This window comes from Sphingomonas colocasiae (genome assembly GCF_019880585.1).
GTDB classification, from domain to species: Bacteria; Pseudomonadota; Alphaproteobacteria; order Sphingomonadales; family Sphingomonadaceae; genus Sphingobium_A; species Sphingobium_A colocasiae.
This window is the reverse complement of the sequence record NZ_JAINVV010000004.1, coordinates 1,209,654-1,232,916: the sequence shown is the minus strand read 5'-3', so window position 1 is coordinate 1,232,916 and position 23,263 is coordinate 1,209,654. Positions and strand designations below refer to the sequence as shown.

Annotated in this window: 22 protein-coding genes and 2 tRNA genes; 1 reads left to right on the top strand and 23 read right to left on the bottom strand. The window is 63.9% G+C overall.

The annotated features are described in order from the left end of the window. Positions 1–17 precede the first annotated feature (17 nt). From K7G82_RS12130 to K7G82_RS12090, 9 genes are all read right to left on the bottom strand, one after another. Complete coding sequence (locus K7G82_RS12130; protein ID WP_246623424.1) at positions 18–1,040, bottom strand: AGE family epimerase/isomerase; 1,023 nt, start codon at positions 1,038–1,040, stop codon at positions 18–20. A 110-nt stretch (positions 1,041–1,150) separates the two neighbouring features. Next, complete coding sequence (locus tag K7G82_RS12125; protein ID WP_222990077.1) at positions 1,151–2,380, bottom strand: HAD-IIIA family hydrolase; 1,230 nt, start codon at positions 2,378–2,380, stop codon at positions 1,151–1,153. A gap of 33 nt (positions 2,381–2,413) precedes the next feature. Continuing rightward, positions 2,414–3,469: a GHMP family kinase ATP-binding protein gene (locus K7G82_RS12120; RefSeq protein WP_222990076.1), complete on the bottom strand. Its 1,056-nt coding sequence runs from the start codon at positions 3,467–3,469 to the stop codon at positions 2,414–2,416. A gap of 31 nt (positions 3,470–3,500) precedes the next feature. Then, the gene (locus K7G82_RS12115; RefSeq protein ID WP_222990075.1) at positions 3,501–6,566 is read right to left on the bottom strand and encodes a glycosyltransferase; all 3,066 of its coding nucleotides are present in this window, start codon (positions 6,564–6,566) and stop codon (positions 3,501–3,503) included. Between the two features lie 11 nt (positions 6,567–6,577). After that, positions 6,578–8,665: a glycosyltransferase family protein gene (locus K7G82_RS12110; protein ID WP_222990074.1), complete on the bottom strand. Its 2,088-nt coding sequence runs from the start codon at positions 8,663–8,665 to the stop codon at positions 6,578–6,580. A gap of 338 nt (positions 8,666–9,003) precedes the next feature. Then, a tRNA-Met gene (locus K7G82_RS12105) sits at positions 9,004–9,080 on the bottom strand. Between the two features lie 108 nt (positions 9,081–9,188). Further along, positions 9,189–9,728 (bottom strand): 2'-5' RNA ligase family protein, encoded by a 540-nt coding sequence (locus K7G82_RS12100; protein WP_222990073.1) that lies wholly within the window; start codon positions 9,726–9,728, stop codon positions 9,189–9,191. 11 nt (positions 9,729–9,739) lie between these two features. Continuing rightward, complete coding sequence (locus K7G82_RS12095; protein ID WP_222990072.1) at positions 9,740–11,668, bottom strand: potassium transporter Kup; 1,929 nt, start codon at positions 11,666–11,668, stop codon at positions 9,740–9,742. Positions 11,669–11,925: 257 nt separating this feature from the next. Next, on the bottom strand, positions 11,926–12,366 hold the full coding sequence (locus tag K7G82_RS12090) for an Lrp/AsnC family transcriptional regulator (RefSeq protein WP_222990071.1): 441 nt from the start codon (positions 12,364–12,366) through the stop codon (positions 11,926–11,928). Positions 12,367–12,500: 134 nt separating this feature from the next. Here K7G82_RS12090 and ald point away from each other — a divergent pair, with 134 nt between their 5' ends. Beyond that, entirely contained in the window at positions 12,501–13,595 is a 1,095-nt protein-coding gene (ald, locus tag K7G82_RS12085; protein WP_222990070.1) for an alanine dehydrogenase, read from the top strand. Positions 13,596–13,652: 57 nt separating this feature from the next. On the opposite strand, the gene K7G82_RS12080 is transcribed toward ald, so the two are convergent. From K7G82_RS12080 to gspI, 14 genes are all read right to left on the bottom strand, one after another. Beyond that, positions 13,653–14,321 (bottom strand): tetratricopeptide repeat protein, encoded by a 669-nt coding sequence (locus K7G82_RS12080; RefSeq protein ID WP_222990069.1) that lies wholly within the window; start codon positions 14,319–14,321, stop codon positions 13,653–13,655. Beyond that, positions 14,321–14,689, bottom strand: coding sequence for a cytochrome c-type biogenesis protein (locus K7G82_RS12075; protein ID WP_222990281.1), 369 nt, complete (start codon positions 14,687–14,689; stop codon positions 14,321–14,323). The genes K7G82_RS12080 and K7G82_RS12075 overlap by 1 nt, the downstream gene beginning before the upstream one ends. A 35-nt stretch (positions 14,690–14,724) precedes the next feature. After that, on the bottom strand, positions 14,725–15,258 hold the full coding sequence (locus K7G82_RS12070; RefSeq protein WP_222990068.1) for a DsbE family thiol:disulfide interchange protein: 534 nt from the start codon (positions 15,256–15,258) through the stop codon (positions 14,725–14,727). Continuing rightward, complete coding sequence (locus K7G82_RS12065; RefSeq protein WP_222990067.1) at positions 15,258–17,180, bottom strand: heme lyase CcmF/NrfE family subunit; 1,923 nt, start codon at positions 17,178–17,180, stop codon at positions 15,258–15,260. The genes K7G82_RS12070 and K7G82_RS12065 overlap by 1 nt, the downstream gene beginning before the upstream one ends. Further along, entirely contained in the window at positions 17,177–17,608 is a 432-nt protein-coding gene (gene ccmE / locus K7G82_RS12060) for a cytochrome c maturation protein CcmE (RefSeq protein WP_222990066.1), read from the bottom strand. The genes K7G82_RS12065 and ccmE overlap by 4 nt, the downstream gene beginning before the upstream one ends. After that, the gene (locus K7G82_RS30030; RefSeq protein ID WP_281422984.1) at positions 17,605–17,736 is read right to left on the bottom strand and encodes a hypothetical protein; all 132 of its coding nucleotides are present in this window, start codon (positions 17,734–17,736) and stop codon (positions 17,605–17,607) included. The genes ccmE and K7G82_RS30030 overlap by 4 nt, the downstream gene beginning before the upstream one ends. Next, complete coding sequence (gene ccmC / locus K7G82_RS12055; protein WP_222990065.1) at positions 17,733–18,449, bottom strand: heme ABC transporter permease CcmC; 717 nt, start codon at positions 18,447–18,449, stop codon at positions 17,733–17,735. Before ccmC ends, K7G82_RS30030 begins: the two co-directional genes overlap by 4 nt. A 222-nt stretch (positions 18,450–18,671) precedes the next feature. Beyond that, positions 18,672–18,748 (bottom strand) — tRNA-His (locus tag K7G82_RS12050). 92 nt (positions 18,749–18,840) lie between these two features. Beyond that, complete coding sequence (locus K7G82_RS12045) at positions 18,841–19,560, bottom strand: type II secretion system protein N (RefSeq protein ID WP_222990064.1); 720 nt, start codon at positions 19,558–19,560, stop codon at positions 18,841–18,843. Then, positions 19,560–20,036, bottom strand: coding sequence for a type II secretion system protein GspM (gene gspM, locus K7G82_RS12040; RefSeq protein WP_222990063.1), 477 nt, complete (start codon positions 20,034–20,036; stop codon positions 19,560–19,562). The genes K7G82_RS12045 and gspM overlap by 1 nt, the downstream gene beginning before the upstream one ends. Then, entirely contained in the window at positions 20,033–21,133 is a 1,101-nt protein-coding gene (gene gspL / locus K7G82_RS12035) for a type II secretion system protein GspL (protein WP_222990062.1), read from the bottom strand. Before gspL ends, gspM begins: the two co-directional genes overlap by 4 nt. Beyond that, a complete protein-coding gene (gene gspK, locus K7G82_RS12030; protein ID WP_222990061.1) occupies positions 21,130–22,122 on the bottom strand; it encodes a type II secretion system minor pseudopilin GspK in 993 nt (330 codons plus the stop codon). Before gspK ends, gspL begins: the two co-directional genes overlap by 4 nt. After that, positions 22,119–22,796 carry a type II secretion system minor pseudopilin GspJ gene (gspJ, locus tag K7G82_RS12025; protein ID WP_222990060.1) on the bottom strand — a complete coding sequence of 226 codons (678 nt, stop codon included), beginning with the start codon at positions 22,794–22,796 and terminating at the stop codon, positions 22,119–22,121. Before gspJ ends, gspK begins: the two co-directional genes overlap by 4 nt. Further along, the gene (gspI, locus tag K7G82_RS12020; RefSeq protein WP_246623423.1) at positions 22,796–23,122 is read right to left on the bottom strand and encodes a type II secretion system minor pseudopilin GspI; all 327 of its coding nucleotides are present in this window, start codon (positions 23,120–23,122) and stop codon (positions 22,796–22,798) included. Before gspI ends, gspJ begins: the two co-directional genes overlap by 1 nt. Positions 23,123–23,263 lie beyond the last annotated feature (141 nt).

Sequence of the window (23,263 nt, the reverse complement as noted above, 5' to 3'; positions counted from 1 at the left end):
TTTTTCCGCACGATGCCCTAGATATCGCGCAGGGAGCACAACTCCCCGATCGCGCAGGAGATATGGTACAGCGAGCTGCCAGGCGCCAGTTCCTCGATGAAGCTCCCGTCCTCATTCATCTTGTCGCGCCACAAGCTCGGCATGCCGGGCAGGAAGTAAACGCGCAGGCCAAGCCAGGCATCGGCCACTTCGCCCAAGTCCTCTTCGCTTCCGGTCCGATGATAGCGCACCACCGCCACCTTCAGCCGTTCGGTCTGCGGCCAGAGGCGGGCCTTGCCATTGATCACCACCCCGTCGGTCAGCACTTCATTGATGGTCACGCCGCGTTCGCGGTCGATGCCCCATCGGCGGCCGAAACCAGTCAACGCGTCGGAAGCAGCGACGGCGTTGGCCCCCCCCCACGAAGCCAGGCGCTCGAACAGCCAGGCCCATTCGAAGCAATGGCCGGGTTCGGCGATGCGCCCCTGCTCCCCGGGTGCCGCCGTCCAGTCCTCGTCAAAATATTCGAGCAGTGCTCCTGACGCGGGATCGATAAAACGGGTTCGGCACAAATCGGCGATGCCGAACGCCGCATCGGCGAACCGTTTCCGCCCGCTCGCCTCATGAAGCGCGCTGAACGCCTCCAGCAAGTGCATATGCGGATTCTGGCGGCGGACGGAGGGATCCACGATCTCACCCTCGCTGAACCCGCCCCGCTGGTGCGCCCACTTGGCCTCGATAGTGTCGAGCAGAGCCTCGGCCTCATCGAAAAACAGGGGCTCGGCAAGAGCGCCGCCCGCAGTGCCGAGCGCGAACAGCACGAAAGCCTGATCGTAGAGATCCGCGCGACGATCGAGTATCTCAGCATCCCGGTCGAGGCGATGGACGAAGAAACCGTCGGCGCGCCTGGCGCGCACGAGCAGAACGCGCATGGTCTCGTCGACCAACATACGCCACGGGCCCGTCCAGCCCGCCTTGCCCGCCGCGACCATCGAATAAATGTGACGCGCTTGCACGAAGGTACGGAAATAATCGTCCTTCGGAATCCCCTCCAGCGTCATCCGTTCGGGAAAAAGCCCCGATGCGGTCCTTCCCCGACTGCTCCAGAAGGGAGCCGCGACGCCGGTCAGCCAGTTACGCGCTTCCTGCTCAAGTTCCGCGATACGCTGCGTCATACTGTAGGTTCCGTACAATTATTCTGGCGGACAAGGAGCGGGGCGACGAATTCGCGCAAGTCTCCGCCGGTGAACTTGTGCGCGGCGATGCCGGCGCTGCGAGCCGCAGCAAGGTCGGTTTCCTGGTCGCCCACCAGATGGCTGGCGCGGATGTCTATCTGCCAATGCTCCAACAGATCGAGCAGCATCCCCGGCTCGGGTTTACGCCAAGGATGGGCCCGGCTGTATTCAGCAACGGTGCCTTCCGGATGATGGGGGCAAAAACGCCAGTCGTCGATATGGGCGCCTTCAACGCGCAGTTGCTCGTTCATCCAGTCGAACAGGTCTTGCACGTTCGACACCGGATAATAGCCGCGGGCCACACCGGCCTGATTGGTCACGACGAAAACGTAATAGCCCAAGTCGTTGGCCAGGCGGACGGCTTCCCTCGCACCATCGATCCAGCGGAATCGTTCGATCGTTCCGACATAGCCATCGTCGTGATTGAGTACGCCATCGCGGTCCAGGAACAGCGCGGGCTTGCGGCGCTGAGCAGGCACCTCGACCTGACTGCGCTCGTAGGATTCCGGAACGCCTATATCGAGGAAATACCCCTCGAAGCTTCGCGCGTGCAGTTTCCCCTCCGCGGCCAGCGCGGGCAATATGTCCTGTTCGATCGAGAAGCGCTCGCCATATCCGGTCACATGATCCCGAGACAGGCAATAGGCCCCTCCGTTCACATAATATGGCGGCACGATGGCCTTGCCACGCGGTACGACCGCCCTTACCTGCCCATCGCGCGCGAAATCGATGGTTTCATATCGATCCGCCAAGGGCACTTCGCGAACTGCAAGCGCCGCACCGCCGGAACCGTCGTCGGCACACAGTTCGTTCCAGTTACAGTCGAACCAGGTGTCGCCATTCAACAGTAGAAAACGGCTATCCAGCCTGTGAAGCGCATTGGCGACAGCGCCGCCGGTCCCGAGAGGCTCCGGCTCCACGACCACATCGATGCTCTTCCCCCGCGGCAAATTCGTCTGCAGCGCCTCCACAAAATCGAACACACGTTCCGACTTGTACCCGGCGAGCAGCACCACGTCGCGAAAACCCTTCCGCCACGCTTCCTGAATCAGCAGTTCGATGAACGGCGTGCCGCCGACCGGCAGCAGCGGCTTGGGCGTCTCGCGAGTCAGGGTTCCGAGGCGGGTGCCCAGGCCTCCGAGCAGGATCGCGCATTGATCAACCATGCGGATAGCACTCCGCCCCCGTCGCCATTGCCATCATTCCGGCACCGACCAGGCTTCCACGCCTTCAAAAGTCAGGCGCACCGCGCTGGCTTGCCCCCCCGCCTCGTTGAGGGCCTCGATCAGGCGATGACGCAAGGACGGGTCGGCCAGCAGCATGATGAAACCACCCCCGCCCGCACCCGAGACCTTGCCGCCCCAGGCCCCATTGCCCAGGGCAACGTCGAGCAAGCTGTCGATAGTCCCGTTGGAAATGGTCGAGGCCGTGTTCTTCTTGGATAACCAAGCCTGTTGCAGCACGTCGGCCGTCTGCCGGATCTGCCCGCCGAGCAACATCGTTTTCATGCTGATCGCATGGTTCTTGATTTCATGCATCGAAGCGATCGTCCTGTCGTCCATCTGCTTCAAGCCGGAGACCTGATCCTCGATGATCCGCGCAGACTCCCGCGACTGTCCGCTAAAACAGATGACCAGTGAGGATTCGAACTCGTTCAGATATTCGCGGTGCAGGCGGAGCGGATTGACGATGACCCCGCTGCCGCCCTTCAGAAATTCGATGAAGTTGAAGCCGCCGAACGCTGCAGCATATTGATCCTGCTTGCCACCGAGCATTCCAAGCTGAACCCGTTCCAGATCATAGGCCATTTCAGCGATCTCATAGGGCCCGAGCGGCAGCTTCATCGCGAGCGCGAAGGCTTCGATTAGCGCCACCGTCAGCGCCGAGGACGCGCCCAGGCCCGATCCGGCTGGCACGTCGATCGTGGTCGAAATGGTGAGCGGCATGGCCCGCCCGTCATTGTAACGTTCCATCATGAGCTTGTATGTCGCGCGATGCAGGACGAGACCTTCACGGATCTCGAAATCGAGATCGCAGGCCAGCTCGTCCTCCCGCCCCAGATCATCAGCGCGGAACAGGATCCGGGCATCATCCCGGCTTGCAAGATGGGCATAGGCATAGCGATCGATCGTCGCATTGAGCACGACACCGCCAAAGTCGTCGCAATAGGGCTTCAGATCCGTACCGCCGCCTCCCAAACCCAGACGCAACGGCGCACGTGCCCGGACGTTTCGGTGGATCAGCCGTTCGAACATTTGATGATCTCGTTTCAGTTCAGGAGAAAAATCAGAGGGAAACGCCGACAAGCTGCAGCAGTTTCCGGACCGGCCAGCGCCGCATCTTGCGCTGGCGGGCAAGCAGGTCTTCGAGGCCCACCAGATTGGCATCGGCAGCCCTGCCCTCTGCGCTTGTGCGCAGGCTGTAGATCACCGCCGCCTTGCTGCGGCCACCCCGAAGCGCTTTCATATAGGTCTGGAGTCCGCCTTCATCGGCTTCGCGCAACAGCAGCTTGCGATAGGCCTCGCGCACAAAATCGCTTCCATCGATGGCCATCAACTGATCGACGGTCACGACTTCGCCGTCGGGCATCCGCGCGCGCGCGACCAGCCCGGGCTCACTTGCGGCGGGAGAATCGGAACTCACATTGTCTTTGGCAAGCGGCAAGGGCCTGCTCCAGGCCTTGCCCCTTTGCTCCGGAGCGGCGGCCAGCAGTCGATCCGCGAGCATGTCCAACCGATCGAACTGTGTGGTCAGTTGCGAAACGCTCCGGGCAAAATGGTCGAGTTCAACGGCAAGATCGCTGATCATGCCAGCCCGGATCGCCGCGATGCGCACCGCATCGACGATCAATTCCCGCTCCAGGCCATCTGCGGCGGCATCTGCGAGAACCGAACCTTCCGCGCCTTCCGGCTCGCGACCGAAGAATTCGGCAAATGCCGCTCCAGGCGAAACAAACTGGCGATCAGTGGGCCGTTGCACGAGGGACGCCGAGCGGTTCGCATTCAGACACTCGGCAGACCACGAGACGAACAGCGACGACGAGGCGATATCGCCCCGCAAGGTTCCATAGAGAAGCAACCGGGCGGCAAGCAGTCGTGCGTCATTCCCATTCCCGGGCGCGCCCTGTTCGATGTCGACCAGCGCCAATTCCGCAGATTTGGGCGTTCGTCCAAAGAACACCGAGAATCCCGCCAAGAGCTGGCGGGTTGGAAGCGCGATGACGGCATTTACCTTGCCGGCGATCGCGTGCACGTCGATGCGTTTCGGCGCCGCCAGCTTCGCGCGAGTCGCCAATTGGTGGACCAGGTCGAGATGACTGCCCGAATCCCTCACCCGTCGCAGGCAAGCTTCCGACAGAAGCAGACGAAGCAGGACTTTCTCGCGCCCATGCCGCGACCGCAGCACGGTCTCGAAACGTGCCCGGGCATCTCGCGAGGGGAGTTGTCCGGTCAGATCGAGACTGGCGATCTCCAGGAATTCTCCGTCGTCATCAACCAGCATCGCCCTTTCAACCGCAGCCTCGTTGGCGAGTTGATCGAGCACATGCAGCTTCCAGCCGATCGTGGGCAACGCAACCGCGTCGAAATACCCCTCCGGAGACTTGTGCAGAACGCCCGAAGCAAGCCGCTCCCGATACTCCTTGCTCCCGATCGCGGTGCGCAGATATGTCGTACGCAATTGCTCGCGTTCGTCATAGGGCATGTGCGCCCCAACCTCATCGGGGGCCGGAGCGCGCATCAGCAAGTCCGTATAGATTGCATCATAGAATGCAGGAAAGGCGGGGATCCGCATGAGTCGTCGAAACCGTGCCTGCCATTGCTTGGCAAAGTTGGTCGGCACATAGTTCGGCACTTCCAGAGTCCCGGCCACGGCATCGTTCACCAGGCGCGCGGGAAGCATCCGTGGGTAGGCTGCCAAAAGATTGAGCACGAGTTCCCCGTTGGACCAGCCCGCTCGTTCCGCCTTGATCTGCCACCGGATCACATCCCGCTCGCCAATACCGGGAATGGCGCCGCCAAGCAGGTGCTCGATGAGTTCGGTCCGATCCAACTGCCTCATCAACGTCAGCGAGGCCAGGATGCCAAGGCGGGACTTATAACTCGTCGATGACTCATAATCCGGCGATGGGGGCGCCTTTTCCACGATCAAGGCGGCCAGGCCATCGACAAATGCCTGCCATGTCGGCAACGCCAGCGTCTCAATCTCGGCCTGCAAGGCCAGGATCGCGTCGTCGTCGAGCAGGCTGCGCACAGCCTGTTCGAGCCCGTCACCATCGTGCGCCGCCACACGCAGTTGGCCGCCGGAAGCAAGATCCAGAATGCTGGGAAGGTCGGCGGTCACGATGCAGGGAACGCCCAGCGCCAGGCTCTCCACCGGCGGTGATCCGAAGCCCTCTGCCACCGACATATAGATCGTCGCGCGGCAATCCATCATGAGATCCCGCAACTCGTCGTCTGCGGGGCTGTCGACCCAGCGCAACCAGGCGTGACGCTCGAAGGCAGCCTTCAATTCCAATTTGTCGTCTGGTTCCAGCCACCCCATCTTGCCGGCGAAGCATAGACGTGCGTCATGCCCCTGGGCCTGTAGCCGCTCGAATGCCCGCAAGATGTGCAAAGATTGCTTGCGAGGTTCGAGAGTGCCCACCACGAGGAACTCAAGCGATCGTGGTGCGGTTTTCCTGTAGGTGCGGCCGAGACCGTCGGCACCGGGAGCAATGACGCGATAAGGCCGATTGTCGCCACGATTGATCCGGTTCACAAACACGTCGCGTGTCGTGGTGGAAGTGAAGATATTATGCGTGTATTTTCGCCTGTTCGCCAAGGACAACGCAACGTTGTCAGCCGTACGCCAGTCGGTCGAGAAAAACTCCGAATGCGTCCATGACAGGAAATCATGGCATAGATTGAATATCTTCTCAGGGCGCGTCGCGGCGGCAAGGCTGAAGAATTCCAGATTCAGGGATTCCTCGAGTGAGATGACGGCGCGACAGGCTTCCAGGGCCTCGACGACCGACACTTCGCAGAGAATACGGTTCCTTGCGGAAAGAAGTCCGATCCAGCCAGGGCTGGAGTCGATCGCGAGGTCGTCGAATTCCCGGGCAAGCGATCTCAGGATATCGTCATTCTCCTCGAACAGTTCGCGCACGTGTTCGAAGAAACCGGGATCGAGTATCCCGATCCGGTCCATGCCCAATTCGACGAAAGCGATCGTATCGTCCAGATAAGGCCAGCGAGAGCAGAATTCATAGCAGACGCGCTGAATACCCGTTCGCATCGGATTCGACACGAGATTATTGAAATTTATAAGGAACTTGTCGCGGATCAGGGCCTGCGCGAGACTGGCTGTCGTCATTCCAGCCGCTCTCAATGCCGGCCAGGGAAGAGAAGGGACAGAAATTTCCGCGCGTACCGGCCAAAGTCATGTCTTGCGGCAAAGTCCTCCCATCCCGGGCCAGGCCGCTCTTCATAACTTTTCGCCCGGATCATCTCGGCCAGTTGTTCCGCATATATGGTGGGCGATGCCTTGTCGCTGACCCGCCGCACCATCGCCGGAGCCTCGATCGATCGGGCAAGGTTTTCCGACGCCACGCCGTGCATACCCGCCGAAACCGCATCGAGAAGCGCTCCCGACACTTGCCCGAACGGTATCTGCCGTATCTGAAGGACGATATCGACCGCCTTCAAATGTTGAATGTAATCCGCCTCGGATACAGCGCCCTTTATCATGACATGGTCCTGCAGCCCATATTGCGCGATACGATCCCTCAGTTCGCCACCGAGCACCTGATCGACCGGTCCGACGAAAAGAAACTGGAAGTCGATCCCCCAATCAGCGAGTTCCTTCATGACGAACAGGCACTGCTTTGCCCCCTTGAGCATGTGCACTTCACCAAAAGAGGCGATGCAGGGGCGCGAGGGTGCGATACCCAGGGCCAGCTTCGCTTGAAGGCGCGCTTCTGACGTCAGTTCGCTTCGCTCGAATGGATAGGGCATGGCCACCGGAAAATAACTCGCCTCAACACCGTAGAGGCTGCGCAGCAGCGCCGCCGACGTCGGACTGTGAACGATGGTAGGGCTCGCGTACCTTACAATCTCCTGAAGGAAAGGGCGCCCGTAACTGGCGAGATTACCGATGACCCGTCCCGGATCAGACACATCGACCGGGGCACCATATTCCTCCGACAGAAGGGCGCCAAGTCGCTTGCCGCCGTAACGATGATTGAGGAAATCAATCATGTGCGCGTCGTGAAGAATAAGCGCACCACCATGTTCGCGCATCAGATCGAAGATCTTCAGATACATCGGATGATTGCCGAGCACATAGACGATCCCGTCATAGCGCTCGGGATCGAAATGCCCATCCAGCCGAAATACGGCGTTCACCCGAGAGCGGTGCGCCGGAAGCATGTCGCCGTCAGTCCAGATTTCAACGTCCGCAACCTCCGCCAGCGCCATTGCAAAATCCAGCGACGAATGCGGGGGGCCGCCCTTTTGCGGAAAGATCGGCGTGACTAGGGCAATCCTGGGTCGCTCCGGGACCGCAGGCGGAGAGATTGTCGGCAGCGATGCCACGATGCGGGCCCAGAGCGCACCATAGTCCGGCCTTTCGTGCCGCGGTGACGGAACGACCGGCAATGCCGCCAATTCACCTATGTCCTGCACCTCCAGCACATCTCCCACGGCGACGCACCGGCCTCCAAACTGCATAACCTCCGACATCGACAGGGCTTCGGCACCGCCTTCCCTGGGAACCAGCACAGCAAGTGATCGGCGTGCGATCCGCGCCAGCAGCGCGGGGCCGGCACGCAGGACTGAAATCTCAGGCGCATCGACGACGCTCCTGTCGCCGCAGACGAGAATCCGTGCCGGATTGCGCCGGGTCAGGCCCAGCACAGCACGCATGATATCCTTGTCCGTCGCCAGGGCTCCATCAACCGCTATGACAGGAACCGAGTCGCCGAAGAGCATTTCCAGCTGGGTGGCGTCCAGCGGATCGGGTTCCCCGCGCAGATCTTCTTCCACGATAACGGGAAGCGCCACCCTCAGTTCCTCATCGGCCTCACAGTCGCTCGCCGTCGAACGCAAACGAAGCACCAGGATCTGCCTGCCATCCGCCGGATCGGCCAAGCCGCCATCGACTATGGTGACGACCTGGGTCATCGCCCGAAGCTGAGGCGAAAACAAATCTCGCAACCCTGCGCCCGAACCGGCCAGCTCGACGACAATCACCGGCTCTCGAGAAAAGGGCAGAGAACAGACGACGCGTTCAGACAGATGCGCAACGGCGGATGGGATCTCTTGCGCATGATTCGCAAAGATTTTTACGGACACTTCTTCCGGAACAGATGAAATCACCCCATCGATAAGATGGACGAATATCCGATCTACTGGCCTATAGAGTAAAATACTCTTTTGCAGCTGACGTATGTCAAAAACAATACAATCAGCCATCATGAAGTTTCCGCAACGAGCACATTTGCAATCACACACAACCCAGCGACACTACAAGCACATCGGCGGCACGTGCATATTGTGGAACACCGCCTCATATCAGTCCATGAAACCGAATTCATATGCTTGCGCCCGCTTTGAGCAGAAGCGATTGCCACACAAAGCGTGAGTCAACAACCTGTAGATCGATGCCGGCGGGTGCCGGAAATATGGAGAAGGCGGCAATCGGCCGCGATTACGCGCGAAATCCGCAAGCATGGCCATCCAAAGGCCAGGATGTGATCACCCCGGAACAGCCATTGGCCAAGGGCAATCTGATTTTCTGCTGCATTGAGAAATGGTAGCGGAGGAGGGACTTGAACCCCCGACACGCGGATTATGATTCCGCTGCTCTAACCAGCTGAGCTACTCCGCCCCAAGGCGTGCGCCGTAGCGCGGAGGCGGGCTATAGTGAGGCTTGGGGAGTCGGTCAACCACGGAACGGATGGCGCGATGCAACTTCCCATGAACCGTCGCGATAATGTCATGCGGCAAGCCCGGAGATCGTGAGCGGCCTGGGCTTGAAACCCGCGGAAAGGCTACGCTGGAGCGCGCGTGCGGCCATGGGTTCCACCTTGTTCTGGATGGTCACATGCGGCCGCCAGGGCGCGCGATCCTGCGGTATCAGCAGCGGATCGAAGGCATCGGCGAGCGCGTCGCGGATATCCTCCAGCGGCGGGCTGGAGACAGCGTACGCGGTGCCCCGGCCCAGATCCATGATCCCCGTGATCATCGCTTCGGGCGGACGCGCCCTCGCCGCCTCCCCCAACCGCGCGCGCAACTCCGGCGCCACCGAAGGCGGCAGATGGTGGAACAGCGTCAGATGCGCGTCGAGCCGGTTACGCTCGGCCGGATAATGTTCGGTTCGCAGCGCGGTCAGCCGCGCATGATCGCTCGCACCGAACAGAGCCGACACGATGATCGGCGCGGATGCCGTATGCGATCCCGAGGACGCTCGCGCATCCGGGATCGTTTCGCTCAAACGCCGCGCGGGCTCGATCGGCTTTCGATGAGACCTGCTCATCGAAAGCCGATCTAGATCTCGACCTGGCTGCCGAGTTCGACCACCCGGTTGGTCGGCAGCTTGAAGAAGTCCATCGCGCTTTCCGAATTGCGCATCATCCAGGCGAACAGCCGCTCGCGCCACAGCGCCATGCCCGGCCGTTCCGACGGCAGCAGCGTCTGCCGCGCGAGGAAGAAGCTGGTGTCCATCATCTTGAATTCGGCGCCGCAGCCGGTGACGAGCTTGAGCGCGGCGGGCACATCGGGTTCCTGCATGAAGCCGAACTTGATGACGAGCCGGTGGAACCCCTGCCCGAGATCCTCGAGCATGCAGCGATTCTCCTGCACGACGAAGGGCACGTCGGCGATCTTCACGGTCAGCAGTATAACACGATCGTGAAGCACCTTGTTGTGCTTGAGATTGTGGAGCAACGCATGCGGCACGCCGTCCGCCGTCGACGTCATGAACACGGCGGTGCCGGGCACGCGCGTCGCCGAATTGGCGGCGGAGGTGACGAACACCTTCACCGGCATCGCCGCCTCGCGCATCCGTTCGATCATCAGCTTGCGGCCGCGTGACCAGGTTGTGAGCATGGTGAAGGCGAAGAAGCCGACGGCAAGCGGGAACCAGCCGCCATCGGGCACCTTGGTCAGGTTCGCCGCGAAATAGGCGAGATCGACGACCAGGAAGATGGTGATCGCCAGCGTCGCGCCCAGCTTGTTCCACTTCCAGAGGCTGAACAGCACGACGGCGAGCAGGCAGGTATCGATGAACATCGCGCCCGTCACCGCGATGCCATAGGCGGCGGCGAGATTGCTCGACGATCCGAAGAACAGCACCAGCACGATCACCGCCACGCACAGCGCCCAGTTGATCACCGGAATATAGATCTGCCCGGCCGCGCTGGCGCTGGTGTGGAGGATCTGCATGCGCGGCATGAAGCCGAGCTGGATCGCCTGCTGCGTCAGCGAGAAGGCGCCCGAGATCACAGCCTGGCTGGCAATGACCGTCGCCATCAGCGCGATGACGACGAGCGGCAGACGGAAAGCCTCGGGCGCGAGGATGAAGAAGGGGTTCTTGATCGCCTCTGCGGCGCCCGCCGGATCGAGCGACAGGATCATCGCCCCCTGCCCCAGATAATTGAGCATCAGCGCGGGCAGCACGAAGAACAGCCAGGAGACACGGATCGGATTGCGCCCGAAATGCCCCATATCCGCGTAAAGCGCCTCCGCGCCCGTCACCGCCAGCACCACCGAACCCAGCGCCAGGAAGGCCAGCAGCTTTTCGGCCATGAAGAACTGGACGGCATACCAGGGGTTGAGCGCGATCAGCACCGAAGGGTCGCGGATCACGTGCATCAACCCGAGCACGGCGATGGTCATGAAATAGACCAGCATGATCGGGCCGAAAAGCTGGCCGACGCGCGCGGTTCCCCGCGCCTGGATCGAGAAGATGAAGATCAGGATGGCAACCGCGATCGGCAGCACCCAGGGGCCGAAATGCGGATCGACGGTGACCAGACCTTCGGACGCAGACAACACCGACATCGCCGGCGTGATCATCGAATCGCCGTAGAACAAGGCGGTCGCGAATACGCCCAGCATCACGATCGGCGCGGTCCAGCGCTTGGCGCTGCCCGTTTCGCGGTTGATCAGCGCGAGCAGGGCAAGGCTGCCGCCCTCTCCCTTGTTGTCGGCACGCATGATGATGCTGACATATTTGATCGTCACCACGATCATCATTGACCAGAAGATCAGGCTCAGCACGCCATAGATATGGAGCTGATCGGGCGGGAGCCTGTGATGCTCGGACGTGAAGGTTTCGCGAAAGGCGTAGATCGGGCTGGTGCCGATGTCGCCGAAGACGATGCCGATCGCCGCGACCGCCAGCTTCACCAGAGGCTGGCTGTCCGGTGCGTGTGAAGACCCGTCAGCCTCCACATCCGTTGCCGATGTGCTCATGGGGGCGTCAGCGCGCCAGAATGTCTAGGAAAAAGGCCATAAAAGACCGACTCTCAACCGCCCCGGCAATGGAGCCCGCGGGCCATTAGCACCTCGTTCATCGCACAGCAATATGCGGCCCGTGCGATGGGGCAGGGATGCAGATGCATCCGCACCTAAACCATCGGAGTAGAGCCTGATTCAGGCTCTAGCGACGCTCAAGCCCCCCGCGCGGGCTGATATCCGGATACGACGAGCTTAGCTCATCCATCCGGATATCAATCCCCCGCCGCCAGCGTACGGATCGTGAACTGGGTGACCAGCCGGTGGACCCCAGGCAGCGCCGAGAGGATTTCGCGGTGGACGCGTTCATAACTGTCGTCTGCACGCACCAGCACCTTGATCAGATAATCGGATTCTCCGCTCATCAGATGGGCTTCACGGACCTGGGTTGTGCGCGCGAGCGCGGCCTCGAACGCCATCATCGTCGCCTGGCGTTGATCGACCAGAGTGACCGATACGAACACGGTCGACGGATTGCCTTGCGCGGCGCTCGACAGCCGGGCGCGATAACCGAGGATGAGCCCGTCCTCCTCCAGCGCCTTCACCCGCCGATGCGCTGCGGACGGCGACAGTCCGACGCGGGCGCCGAGCTGTTCGCTGGTCAGCGCCGAGTCGTTGACGAGCTGAGCGAGAATCTTGCGGTCTATTGCATCCATGCCAGATCATCTTGCACAAATTTCGGAATCTGCACAATCACATCCCGATCAACGCCTTCACATCCCTTCATTTTGCAAGCACTTCCCGCCCGATCGGGATTATTCTGCGCCAAATCCTGATACAGGAGAGAGCGATGCGCATTGGCGTTCCCAAGGAAATCAAGAATCACGAATATCGCGTCGGCCTGACCCCCGCGTCGGTCGCCGAACTGATCGCGGCCGGCCATGACGTGGTGGTCGAAACCAGGGCCGGATCGGGCATCGATTTCGGCGACGACGACTATGTCGCCGCTGGCGCCACGATCGCGGCCACCGCCGCCGAAGTGTTCGCGAAGGCCGACATGATCGTGAAGGTGAAGGAACCGCAGCCGCAGGAAATCGCGCTGCTGGAGCCCCGCCATCTGCTTTTCACCTATCTCCACCTGGCCGCCGACAAGCCCCAGGCCGAAGGGCTGATGAAGTCGGGCGCGACCTGCATCGCCTATGAGACGGTGACCTCGCCCAGCCGCGGCCTGCCACTGCTCAAGCCGATGTCCGAAGTCGCCGGGCGCATGTCGGTACAGGTCGGCGCGCATTATCTGGAGAAGGAACAGGGCGGACGCGGCGTGCTGCTGGGCGGCGTGCCCGGGGTCGCCCCCGCGCGGGTCGCGATCCTGGGCGGCGGCGTCGCCGGCGTGAACGCGGCGCAGATGGCGGTCGGCATGCGCGCCGACGTGACCATCTACGACATCAGCAACGATCGCCTGGCGGAACTCGACATGTTCTTCTCCAGCCAGATCAAGACCGCCTATGCCAGCAAGGCGGCGATCGCGGCGGCGGTGAAGAACGCGCACCTCGTGATCGGCGCGGTGCTGGTGCCCGGCGCCGCCGCGCCCAAGCTGGTGACGCGCGACATGCTGAAGACGATGAAGCGCGGATCGGTTCTGGTCGATATCGCGATCGACCAGGGCGGCTGCTTCGAGACCAGTCACGCAACCACCCATGACGACCCGGTGTTCGAGGTGGAGGGCGTCATCCATTATTGCGTGGCGAACATGCCCGGCGCGGTCGCCCGCACATCGGCCTTCGCGCTCAACAACGCCACCCTGCCCTTCGCGCTGCGGCTCGCCAATCTGGGCGCGGAGGCGGCGATGGCCGCCGATCCCCATCTCGCGGCCGGCCTGAACGTATCGGGCGGCAAGATCCGGCATCAGGCTGTCGCCGAAGCGCTCGATCTGCCCTTCAACTGACCTGTCGGCCAAACCTGGCATCCCCGCGCACGTGGGGATGACAGGCCAGCTCCAAAGTCAGGACGCGCGTTGATCGGGTGCCGGTGCGGACGGTTCCTGCGCCGGCGGCCGGCCAAGCTGCACCCGCAACGCGCCAAGCCGCGCCTCCAGATCGGCGCGCCACGGCGCCTGCGGCGGCGTGCGTGCGAGCAGCGCGCTCCAGATCGCTTCGGCCTTGTCGAACTGGCCGGACTGGGCGAGCGCAAGCCCCATGAAGAAGGGCGGCCCTGGATGCTCGGGCGACAAGGTCGCGCCCGTCTGGAAGGCGTATTGCGCGGCCGGGGTCATCATGCCGTCGGCATGGTTGACCAGCGCGTTGCCGAGCCCGACCCACATGTCCGCGCTCTTTGGATAGGCCCGCACGCCGCCAAGCATCACCGTCACCGCATCGCGGGTGGAGCCGAGCCGGCCGAAGGTGTCGGCGGTGTCGAGCCATTGCGCCTCGGTGCCGAAACTGCCCATCATCGCCTTGCGCTGTTCGATCAGCTTGGGATCGATCTCGGCGGCCGCCGATCTCGCGGCGAGCGGCGTGCCGGCAAGCCCCGAGCTGCCCTGCCAGGCATAGCCGGCAAGCCCCAGCAACAGGCCGGCGCCCACCAGTTCCCAGCTCTGCCGCGGCAGTCGGCCGATACGCCACAGTGCCAGGAAGGCGACTGCCGCCATCGCGATGACCATCACCCAGCCCATCAGCGCCGCCTCCTGCGAAACCGTCCACGCGCCAGCCAGACGCCCGCACCCAGCAACAGCAGCGGCGCGATCCACAATATGGCGGTGCGCCCGGACAATGGAGGATCATAGCTGATCCATTCGCCGTACCGCTCGATCATCCAGGCGCGGATCTGGTCCGGCGTCTCACCGCGCTGGATCCGCTCGCGCACCATCGCGCGCATATCGCCCGCGATCTCCGCATCGCTGTCCGCGATCGACTGGCCCTGGCACACGACGCAGCGCAATGTTTCCATGAGCGCGGTCGCCTGCGCTTCCTGTTTCGGATCGGCCAGTTGCGTGTCCGCAAGCGCTGCGGCCGGCATCGACGAGTCCGCAAGCACCGGCATCGGCGCCAGGATCAGCAACAAGGCCAGGGCGCGCTTCACCGCGCCTTCCGCAACTGATCGAGGATGACGGGCACATGCTCGGGGCGAATATCGCCGATATGCTGATAGCGGATGATGCCCTTGCCATCGATCACGAAGGTTTCGGGCACGCCCGACGAACCCAGCGCCAGCTGGACGCGGCTGTCGACGTCCGACCCGATCCTTTTATACGGATTGCCGTGACGCTTCAGAAAGGCGGCCACATCCTCCGGTTTGTCACGGATCGCGATCGCATCGATCTGCACGCCCTGCCCGGCCAGTCCTTCGAGCACCGGCGCTTCGGCGATGCACGGCAGGCACCAGCTTGCAAAGATATTGAGCAGGCGCGGTTCGCCGCCTTCGGCGAGATCTGCCTGGCTGAGGCCGGCGATGCCGGGGGCGGCGGCGGGAAGCGCGAACTGCGGAAGCGGCTTGCCGATCAGCTTCGAGTCGATCGTCCGTTCCGCCGGATTGATCAGGCCATAGGCGACGATCCCGAAGAACAGTCCGAACACCGCCAGCGGCAACCACAGGAGCCACCCCTTCTTCATCACGCATAGGCCTTTCGATCATGGGCGCGCCGTTCGCGCCGGACACGGCCGACAAGCGACAGCAGGCCGCCGAGCGCGATCATGCCGCCGCCCAGCCAGATCAGCGTCACCCATGGCTTCCACCACAGGCGAAGCTGCCAGCGGCCCTGCTCATCCTCCTTGCCCAGCACCGTATAAAGCTGCCCATCGATCCGCGTCGCGATCGCGGCCTCGTTGGTTTCTGTCGGCGGCGACGAGAACATCCGCGCCTGCGGCTTGAGCACGAAGGGCTTGCCGTCGCCGCGCACGACGGTGAGCGTCGCTTCCAGCGCGGTCCAATTCGGCCCCGCGATCGGCTCGATCTTGTCGAAGCGCACGGTGAAGGGGCCAACGGTCTCGCTCTCGCCCAGCCGCGCGGCGACGAGCGTTTCCTTGGTAAAGCTGCTTTCGGCCGCCATGCCGACCATCGAGACGGCGATACCGAGATGCGCGATCACCATGCCCCAGACGAAGCCGGGCGTACGACGCAGATTGCGCTTCCAGAGCGGCGCCACGCTCGCGGCGGCAACGCCGGCGGCCACGACCAGGCCAAGCAGCGGCAGGATATGCGCGCGCGGCGCGAACGCCACGAGCGCGAACAGCGCGATCGCCGAGATCAGGACGGGCAAGGCGAGCCGGTTGACCAGCGGCTTCAATTCGTCCCGGCGCCATTTGAGCAGAGGCCCCGCCCCCATGATCGCGACCAGGATCAGCGCGATCGGCCCTGTGACGAGATTGAAATAGGGTGGCCCAACGGAAACCTTGAAGCCCAAAGCCTCGGTGATGAGAGGATAAAGCGTGCCGAGGAAGACCAGGCAAAGAATGACCGACAACAGCAGATTGTTGGCGACCAGCGCGCCTTCGCGGCTGACCGGATCGAATTGCGATCCTTCCTTCACCGTGCCGACGCGCAGCCCATAAAGCGCCATCGCCCCGCCGATATAGATGGCGAGCAGCGCGAGGATGAAACTGCCGCGCGTCGGATCGACCGCGAAAGCGTGGACCGAAGTCAAGACGCCCGATCGCACCAGGAAGGTACCGACCATCGACATCGAGAAGGCGACGACCGCCAGCATCACCGTCCAGGCGCGCAGCCCGTCGCGCGTGGCGAGCACCGTCACCGAATGGAGCAATGCGGTGGCCGCGAGCCACGGCATCAGCGAGGCGTTCTCGACGGGGTCCCAGAACCACCAGCCGCCCCAGCCGAGTTCGTAATAGGCCCAATAGCTGCCGGCAGTGATGCCGATGGTGAGGAAGACCCAGGCGATCAGCACCCAGGGGCGCATCGCGCGGGCGAAGGCCGGACCGACGTCGCGGGTGATGAGCGCGCCGACCGCGAAGGAAAAGGCGATCGAAAGCCCGACATAGCCGAAGTACAGCGTCGGTGGATGGAAGGCGAGGCCGGGATCCTGAAGCAGCGGATTGAGCCCCTGCCCTTCCGCCGCCGCCGGGCTGAGCCGTGCGAAGGGGTTGGAGGCGAACAGCAGGAAAGCGTAGAAACCCAGGGCGATGAACGCCTGCGCGCCCAGGGTGGCCATCAGTGTCGGCCGCTCCAGCCGGCGTTCGAACAGCGCCACGCCCGCCCCCGCCAGCGCGAGCACCGCCACCCAGAGCAGCATCGAGCCCTCGTGATTGCCCCATGCGCCCGCGAACTTGTAGATGAAGGGCTTGGCCGAATGGCTGTTCATCGCAACCAGCTTCACCGACATGTCGGAGCGCAGGAACAGCCAGATCAGCAGCGCGAACGCGGCGCAGACGAAAAGGCCCTGCACCACCGCCACCGGGCGGACGGCGCCGAGCAGTTCGCCGCGATTGCCCGTCATGCCGAGCAGGACGAGCACGAACTGGAGCGCGGCCAGCGCGAAGGCGAGCCAGAGCGCGGCGAGACCTGCTTCGGCGATCATTCGACCCTGCCCGTCTTGTGCATGTCCCCCGCGATCTGCGGCGGCATGTATCGCTCGTCATGCTTGGCGAGGATATTGTCGGCGACGAAGGTGCCGGACGCGTCGAAACGCCCTTCGGCGACGGCGCCCGAATCCTCCTTGAACAGATCGGGCACGATGCCCTTGAAGCGGACGGGCACGCTCGCCCGGCCGTCGGTCAGCGCGAAGCGGATTGTAACGCCATCGGGATCGCGCGCGATCGATCCCTTTTCGACCATGCCGCCCAGCCGGATCGCCTGCCCCGGTGCGACATTCGCCTTTTTCGCGTCGCCCGGCGAATAGAAATAGGCCGCCTGATCCTTGAGCGCGGACATGGCAAGCAAGGTGGCGCCGATGAGCGCCGCCAGCGCCACCAGCGCGAGCGTCAGGCGTTGATGTTTCGCCTTCATGCGTCGCGCCTCAGCGCATCGGCCGTACGCTCGGCGCGGCGCATCGATGCGAAGGCCCACAGCGCCACCGCCGTCGTCGTGACGATGGTGAGCCCATAGGCGGCCACGACATAGGCCCAGTGATTCATTCGCCCGCCATCCTTCTCAAACGCGCCTCGACCCGGATCTGCGCCAGGCTCGCCCGCATGCGCATCAGCACGATCGCGCCGAACAGCAAGGAAAAACCGAGCGTGGTGAAACCGAGCGGCCAGAGCAGGGATCCATCGATGCTGGAGCCTGACATGGTGATGCTCGCCTTTTGATGCAGCGTGTTCCACCACACCACCGATCGGTTGATGATCGGGATATTGATCGCCCCGACCAGCCCGAAGATCGCGGTCACGCGGCTGACGCCACCACGCTCGTCATCGGCACTGGCGAGCGCGATATAACCGAAATAGAGGAACAGCAGGACCAGCATCGAGGTCATCCGCCCGTCCCATTCCCACCACGTTCCCCAGGCGGGGCGGCCCCAGATCGATCCCGTGGCGAGGCAGAGCGCGGTGAACAGCGCGCCCGGCGCCGCGATCGCGCGCGCCGCGATGCCGGCAAGCGGGTGGCGCCAGACGAGCTGGGCGAGACCGGCGATGGCGATCCCGGTCCATCCCCCCATACCCAGCCAGGCGGCGGGCACATGGATGTAGAGGATGCGAACGGTCTCTCCCTGAAGATAATCGGGCGGCGTGAAGAACAGGCCCGCCACCATGCCGATCGCGATCAGCAGCACCCCGCCCCACGCCAGCCAGGGCGTCAGCGGTCTGGCGATCCTGAGAAACCGCGCCGGATTGGCGAAACCATGCATTGGAAAGCGGCTTGACCTTGGGTGAGAGACGCATCGCTCTACCGGGACCACCCCGCTCCATCAAGTGCAGGGCTTTTCCCCCGAGCTCCACCTCCGGCCGGCTATCGCCAGGGGCCGAAATCAGGCGGCCGATACGACATCGCATCGGCGTTCCCGGGAAAGATGGGATCGGAAAAAATTGAGGATCAGCGCGATATGCGATCAACGCTGTCCGGAATAAAATGGGGCGACCGAGGGGACTTGAACCCCCGACCCCTGGTACCACAAACCAGTGCTCTAACCAACTGAGCTACGATCGCCACTGGCCCGAAGGCCGGGCGCGCACTTACGCCGACGCGGGGGGGCGGTCAAGCACCTCTCGGCACCGAACCATGCCCGCAGGCGTCAAATTTCAGAAGCGCCCCTGAAGCTGGAAGGCATAGCCCTGTGCCGTCTGGCGAAAGCCCGAAGCGGCCAGGCGCTGGCCGATCGCCGGATCGGCCGGGCGGATCGACAGATCGAGTTCGTAGCGGCCATCCTCGAACAGTTTCAGCGCCAGCCGTTCCATGCCGGATTGCCCCTGCAACGGCAGCAACAGCGCGCCGCCCTCGCAACGGGCATTGCCCGTCAGCCCCTGCGCCAGGCTGATTCCCGCGATGTCGCCGGAAAGCGCCGCCTTCACTTGCCCGTCCGCCCGCGCGCACTGGCCATCCTCGAATCGGACACTGACATCGGACAGGTCGAGCGTGTCGATCGGCAGCGGCGCGAAAACGGAGGCGACGGGAATCGCGGCCGTCAGATCGTCGACACCGAAACTGTTGCGCGTCACGCCGAGCCCCCCCGCGATTCGGCCGCGGCCATCCTCGCGATTGGCGATATCGATACGCGCGCGGCCGACGAGAAGCTGGATCGGGGACAATCGCGCCGTGAGATCGCCCAGCGGCGCATCACCGATCCGGCTCTCGGTCAGGCCGCCCAGCCAGATGCTGCCTTCGGCCTTGCGTGCCGAGAATCCCTTCTGGTCGAGCGCGAGCCAGCCGAGCGCCAGCCGCAACGGAGTCAGCGCGACCAGCGCGAGGAGGAAAGCGCAAAGGAAGAACAGACTGCGCCCAAGCGGCAGACGAATACGCATCACAGCCCCCGTCCCCGCATCGTCGCCTCGATCGACAATGTCTGATCGCTATTGGCGCGCGCGGTCAGCCGCTCGGGAAAGACGCCTCGCGCCTCCAGATCATTGAGCCAGCCGAAAAAGGCCTGGGGCCGCGCGGAAGCGATCGCGATCACGACGCGGTCCCGCCCCTGCGGCTCGGTGCGCGACAGCACGAAGCCGACCTCGTTCGCCGATTGGCCGACGACCACGTCGACAGGGGCTTCCAGCCGGCGTCCCGCACCCCGCTCCAACGCCTTCAGCGCAGCGACCTTGCCCTTCACCTCCGCCTGTTCGACGACGGCGCGGCTATGGCGTTCGCGCGCATCCGACAGCGCATCGTCCATCATGCGCACGAAGAACCAGGCGATCACCACCGCCATCAGCGCGATCATCACCAACAGCAGTCGCTGCTCGCGTTGCGAGCGATCGCGCCACCAAGTCCGGAACCGTTCACTCATGGCAGCCTCACCGTCATTTCAACCATCTGCCGCCCCGCCTCGACGCGCGGTTGCGTCGCCGTTCCATCGAAGCCGTAGCGCTCGAGCTGGCGCTGGAACGCCGTGATATCCTCGACCGTCGCAGCCGCGATGGTGATCCGCAACGAACCATCGACCGCGAAGTCGAACGCGGTCAGCTCGATATTGGGCACGGCCCGCACCGCGGCGTAGATCGAAGCCGCGGTCGTGGAAAATCCGGCCCCGCCGCCGCGCGCCGCCGCCAGCCGTTCGTCGAGCGCGAACAGCGCATTGGCGTCGCCGCTGCCGCCGGGCAGCGCGCTCTGCGCCACCGCGCGCGTGCGCAACTCGATCGCGTCGGCCGCGGTCGAATATTTGAGGATCAGCACCATGTGGATGAGCAGCGTCGCGATCAATATCCCGGCGCCCAGCCACGCCAGCCGCCGGATCAATCCCCAGTCGAGCTGCCAGGGCTTGCGCCTGGCGAAGCCGCCGGCACGCAGGTCCACTTCAGCGCGCTCGACCCCCGCCAGGAGTGCGGCCTCCGCTTCATCCGGGGCGAGCGTGACGACGGGGGCATCAGCGAGGATCAGGCCCGAAAGCCCCGGTTCGTCGAGAAAGCCGCTGCCGCGGCCACGAACAAGCGCCTGCCCGGCGACCGTGCCACGCACATAGCCTTCGTCCGGACGCGGCAGCAGCAGCGCGGCGGGCAGGATCGCATCGGGATCGTGCCCCAACGCCTGCAATTGCGCGATCCAGCTCGTCAGCAACGCCCGATCGACGGTGACGAGCGCGCGATCGCCGAGATCATCGGGTTCACCCACCGCGACATGCAGCGTATCCAGCGGCACGACGCTGTTTTCGGCGGCGAGCAAGCGTGCCGCCGCGCGGGCCTGAGCCGGAGCAAGCGCCGGCAATTCCGCCCAATTGACCATGGTGGCGGCCGCCGGGGCGATGGCGACGACGCGCACCTCCCCCGCATAGGGCGGGCACGCGACCAGATCGTCACCGGCCGCGCTTTCGCGGCCATCCTCAAGAAGCCGCCATGCGACAGGCGCCATGGGATCGGCGGACAGAAACAACAGCCGCAGCGCACTCATGTCGGATCGCCCCATTGGCGGGAAACCAGCCGGGCCGGCTCGCGGGTCGAATCGATCAGGGCGGTTTCCTCCAGTTCGGCGCCACCCAGCTCGACCATGATGTCGAGCGCGAACCATTCGGTGCGCAGCTTGGTCTGTCCGATCACTTCCTGACCGGGATTGAGCGCCTCGAGCGCGGGAAGGCGCCAGAATTCCACGGTGCTGGCATAGCCGCCCGGCGGCCGCTGCGCGAGCATCTGCCGTGCGCGCGGCACGTCGAGACGGCCGGGCATCAACATGGCGAAGAGCGGCGCCTGATCGGGAAGCAGCGTGTTGACGTTGATCGGCGAAAGCGAATTGCTGGGCAAGGCACAGATCCAGGGGCGCAGGCGCGCGTAAAGTTCAGGGGTGACGCCCGCGACCGCGCGCAGTTCGCTGACGTCGGTGATGCGGGCATTGGCGGCGAGATACGGCACAGCCAGCGAGCGATAATAATCGTCCTCCGCGCCTTCGGGCGCCTGCATGTCATCGGCATCGACCCAATCGGCCAACGCGGCGGCGACACGGCGGGCGACCTTGGTCTCGATGCCGATCGCTTCCATCAGCGCGACGAATTGCGCGATGCCGGTGGGATTGGGCTGCAGCTTGGTCGGGATCTGGCCGATGCCGACGCTGTTGAGATTGAAGCAATTGCCACCGTCGCGCACCCGCGCGGTGGCGATACCGCCGGGGATCGGCAGGTTGAAGCTGCGGCCGTTCCAGCCGCCCGCCAGCGTGGTCTTGGCCGGATCGCGCGCGACGAGATCGTCGATCCGCATCAACGCCAAGGTTTCCGCCGCCTGGCCGAAGGCGCGCGCCTGATCGATCGCCGCCGCATTGGCGGCGAGATGCGTCGAGAGCTTGAGCCGTTCGAGCGCGGAAACCGACAGCACCGCCATCACCGCGACGAGCAGCAGCACGCTGAGCAGCGCCGCGCCGCGCTCTCCCTTCTTGATGACGCCGCGTTTCATTGGCGATAGCCCGATCCGGCGACGAACACCTGACGGATCGGGGCACCATCGCCGCGATCGATCACCATCTCCACCGCGCTCGGCAACAGTTCGGGCTGGGATTCGGCCCAGACGTCCAGCCATTCGCCATCCTTGCGGTAGCGCATGCGTATCGAGCGAACCCCTTCAAGCACCACAGCCCCCGCCTGCGCCTCTCCGCCGTCTAACATGGGGTATGCGACTCTTTCGAGTCGATCGCCGTCCAATCGATATTCCACCTTCTGAAGCGACGGGCGCGACGCCCCGGCGCCATTGCTCCAGCCCGCGCGCACGAACGCCATCAGCGGCTCCACTCCCGCGCCGGATGTGCCGCGAAAGGCCGGCGTCCGATCACCTGACAGCGAGCGCGTCGTGCGCGGCACCGCCTGCGCCAGATCGCCGGTCAGCGCCGATCCCAGCCGGCGGATCGTCGCGATATCGTCGAGCCGGGTCTTGGCCGAAGCCTGGGCGCCGACGCTGAAGCTCAGCAGCATCACCCCGCCTGCCGCCAGAATGCCGAAGATGAGCAACGACACCATCAGTTCGACAAGCGTGAAGCCGTTTTCGGCGGAACGCCGAAGGGGCGTGAAGCCGTTTTCGGCGGAACGCCCGCAAGAGCTGAAACCGTTTTCGGCGGAATGGTGAGGCGCACGCATCACTGCGCCCTCCTGACCAAGGTCAGGTCCGCCATCGCCTGCCCAGCCTCGTCAGCGACCGCGATGTCGATGCGGATCGCGACGCCGTCGCCGATACGGCGCGCCGCGCGCGTCCAGTGCCAGGTGCTGCCGCCATTGACCTCCTCACCCTTCGTTTCCCCCAGCGTGGGCGCCACGGGATCGGTCAGGACCTCGGCCGCGAGATTGCGCGCGACGATCTGCGCCATCGTCCGGCGATCGAGTTCATGCGTGCTCGACAGGGTCGCCCCCTCCAACCGCAGCAGGGCGAGCGCGGCCAGGCTGAACACCGCCAGCGCGACGAGCATTTCGATCAGCGTGAAGCCGTTTTCGGCGGAACGCCAAGCTGGAGTGAAGCCGTGTTCGGCGGAACGTCTGCAAAGACTGAAGCCGTTTTCGGCGGAAGGCCAAATGGATGTGAAGCCGTGTTTGGCGGAACGCTGGCGGAT

Coding starts and splice junctions, on each gene's coding strand:
- K7G82_RS12130 (WP_246623424.1), bottom strand. CDS start 1,040: ATGACGCTGGAGGGGATTCCGAAGGACGATTATTTCCGTACCTTCGTG.
- K7G82_RS12125 (WP_222990077.1), bottom strand. CDS start 2,380: ATGGTTGATCAATGCGCGATCCTGCTCGGAGGCCTGGGCACCCGCCTC.
- K7G82_RS12120 (WP_222990076.1), bottom strand. CDS start 3,469: ATGTTCGAACGGCTGATCCACCGAAACGTCCGGGCACGTGCGCCGTTG.
- K7G82_RS12115 (WP_222990075.1), bottom strand. CDS start 6,566: ATGACGACAGCCAGTCTCGCGCAGGCCCTGATCCGCGACAAGTTCCTT.
- K7G82_RS12110 (WP_222990074.1), bottom strand. CDS start 8,665: ATGGCTGATTGTATTGTTTTTGACATACGTCAGCTGCAAAAGAGTATT.
- K7G82_RS12100 (WP_222990073.1), bottom strand. CDS start 9,728: ATGAGCAGGTCTCATCGAAAGCCGATCGAGCCCGCGCGGCGTTTGAGC.
- K7G82_RS12095 (WP_222990072.1), bottom strand. CDS start 11,668: ATGAGCACATCGGCAACGGATGTGGAGGCTGACGGGTCTTCACACGCA.
- K7G82_RS12090 (WP_222990071.1), bottom strand. CDS start 12,366: ATGGATGCAATAGACCGCAAGATTCTCGCTCAGCTCGTCAACGACTCG.
- ald (WP_222990070.1), top strand. CDS start 12,501: ATGCGCATTGGCGTTCCCAAGGAAATCAAGAATCACGAATATCGCGTC.
- K7G82_RS12080 (WP_222990069.1), bottom strand. CDS start 14,321: ATGGGCTGGGTGATGGTCATCGCGATGGCGGCAGTCGCCTTCCTGGCA.
- K7G82_RS12075 (WP_222990281.1), bottom strand. CDS start 14,689: ATGCCGGTGCTTGCGGACTCGTCGATGCCGGCCGCAGCGCTTGCGGAC.
- K7G82_RS12070 (WP_222990068.1), bottom strand. CDS start 15,258: ATGAAGAAGGGGTGGCTCCTGTGGTTGCCGCTGGCGGTGTTCGGACTG.
- K7G82_RS12065 (WP_222990067.1), bottom strand. CDS start 17,180: ATGATCGCCGAAGCAGGTCTCGCCGCGCTCTGGCTCGCCTTCGCGCTG.
- ccmE (WP_222990066.1), bottom strand. CDS start 17,608: ATGAAGGCGAAACATCAACGCCTGACGCTCGCGCTGGTGGCGCTGGCG.
- K7G82_RS30030 (WP_281422984.1), bottom strand. CDS start 17,736: ATGAATCACTGGGCCTATGTCGTGGCCGCCTATGGGCTCACCATCGTC.
- ccmC (WP_222990065.1), bottom strand. CDS start 18,449: ATGCATGGTTTCGCCAATCCGGCGCGGTTTCTCAGGATCGCCAGACCG.
- K7G82_RS12045 (WP_222990064.1), bottom strand. CDS start 19,560: ATGCGTATTCGTCTGCCGCTTGGGCGCAGTCTGTTCTTCCTTTGCGCT.
- gspM (WP_222990063.1), bottom strand. CDS start 20,036: ATGAGTGAACGGTTCCGGACTTGGTGGCGCGATCGCTCGCAACGCGAG.
- gspL (WP_222990062.1), bottom strand. CDS start 21,133: ATGAGTGCGCTGCGGCTGTTGTTTCTGTCCGCCGATCCCATGGCGCCT.
- gspK (WP_222990061.1), bottom strand. CDS start 22,122: ATGAAACGCGGCGTCATCAAGAAGGGAGAGCGCGGCGCGGCGCTGCTC.
- gspJ (WP_222990060.1), bottom strand. CDS start 22,796: ATGCGTGCGCCTCACCATTCCGCCGAAAACGGTTTCAGCTCTTGCGGG.
- gspI (WP_246623423.1), bottom strand. CDS start 23,122: ATGCTCGTCGCGCTGGCGGTGTTCAGCCTGGCCGCGCTCGCCCTGCTG.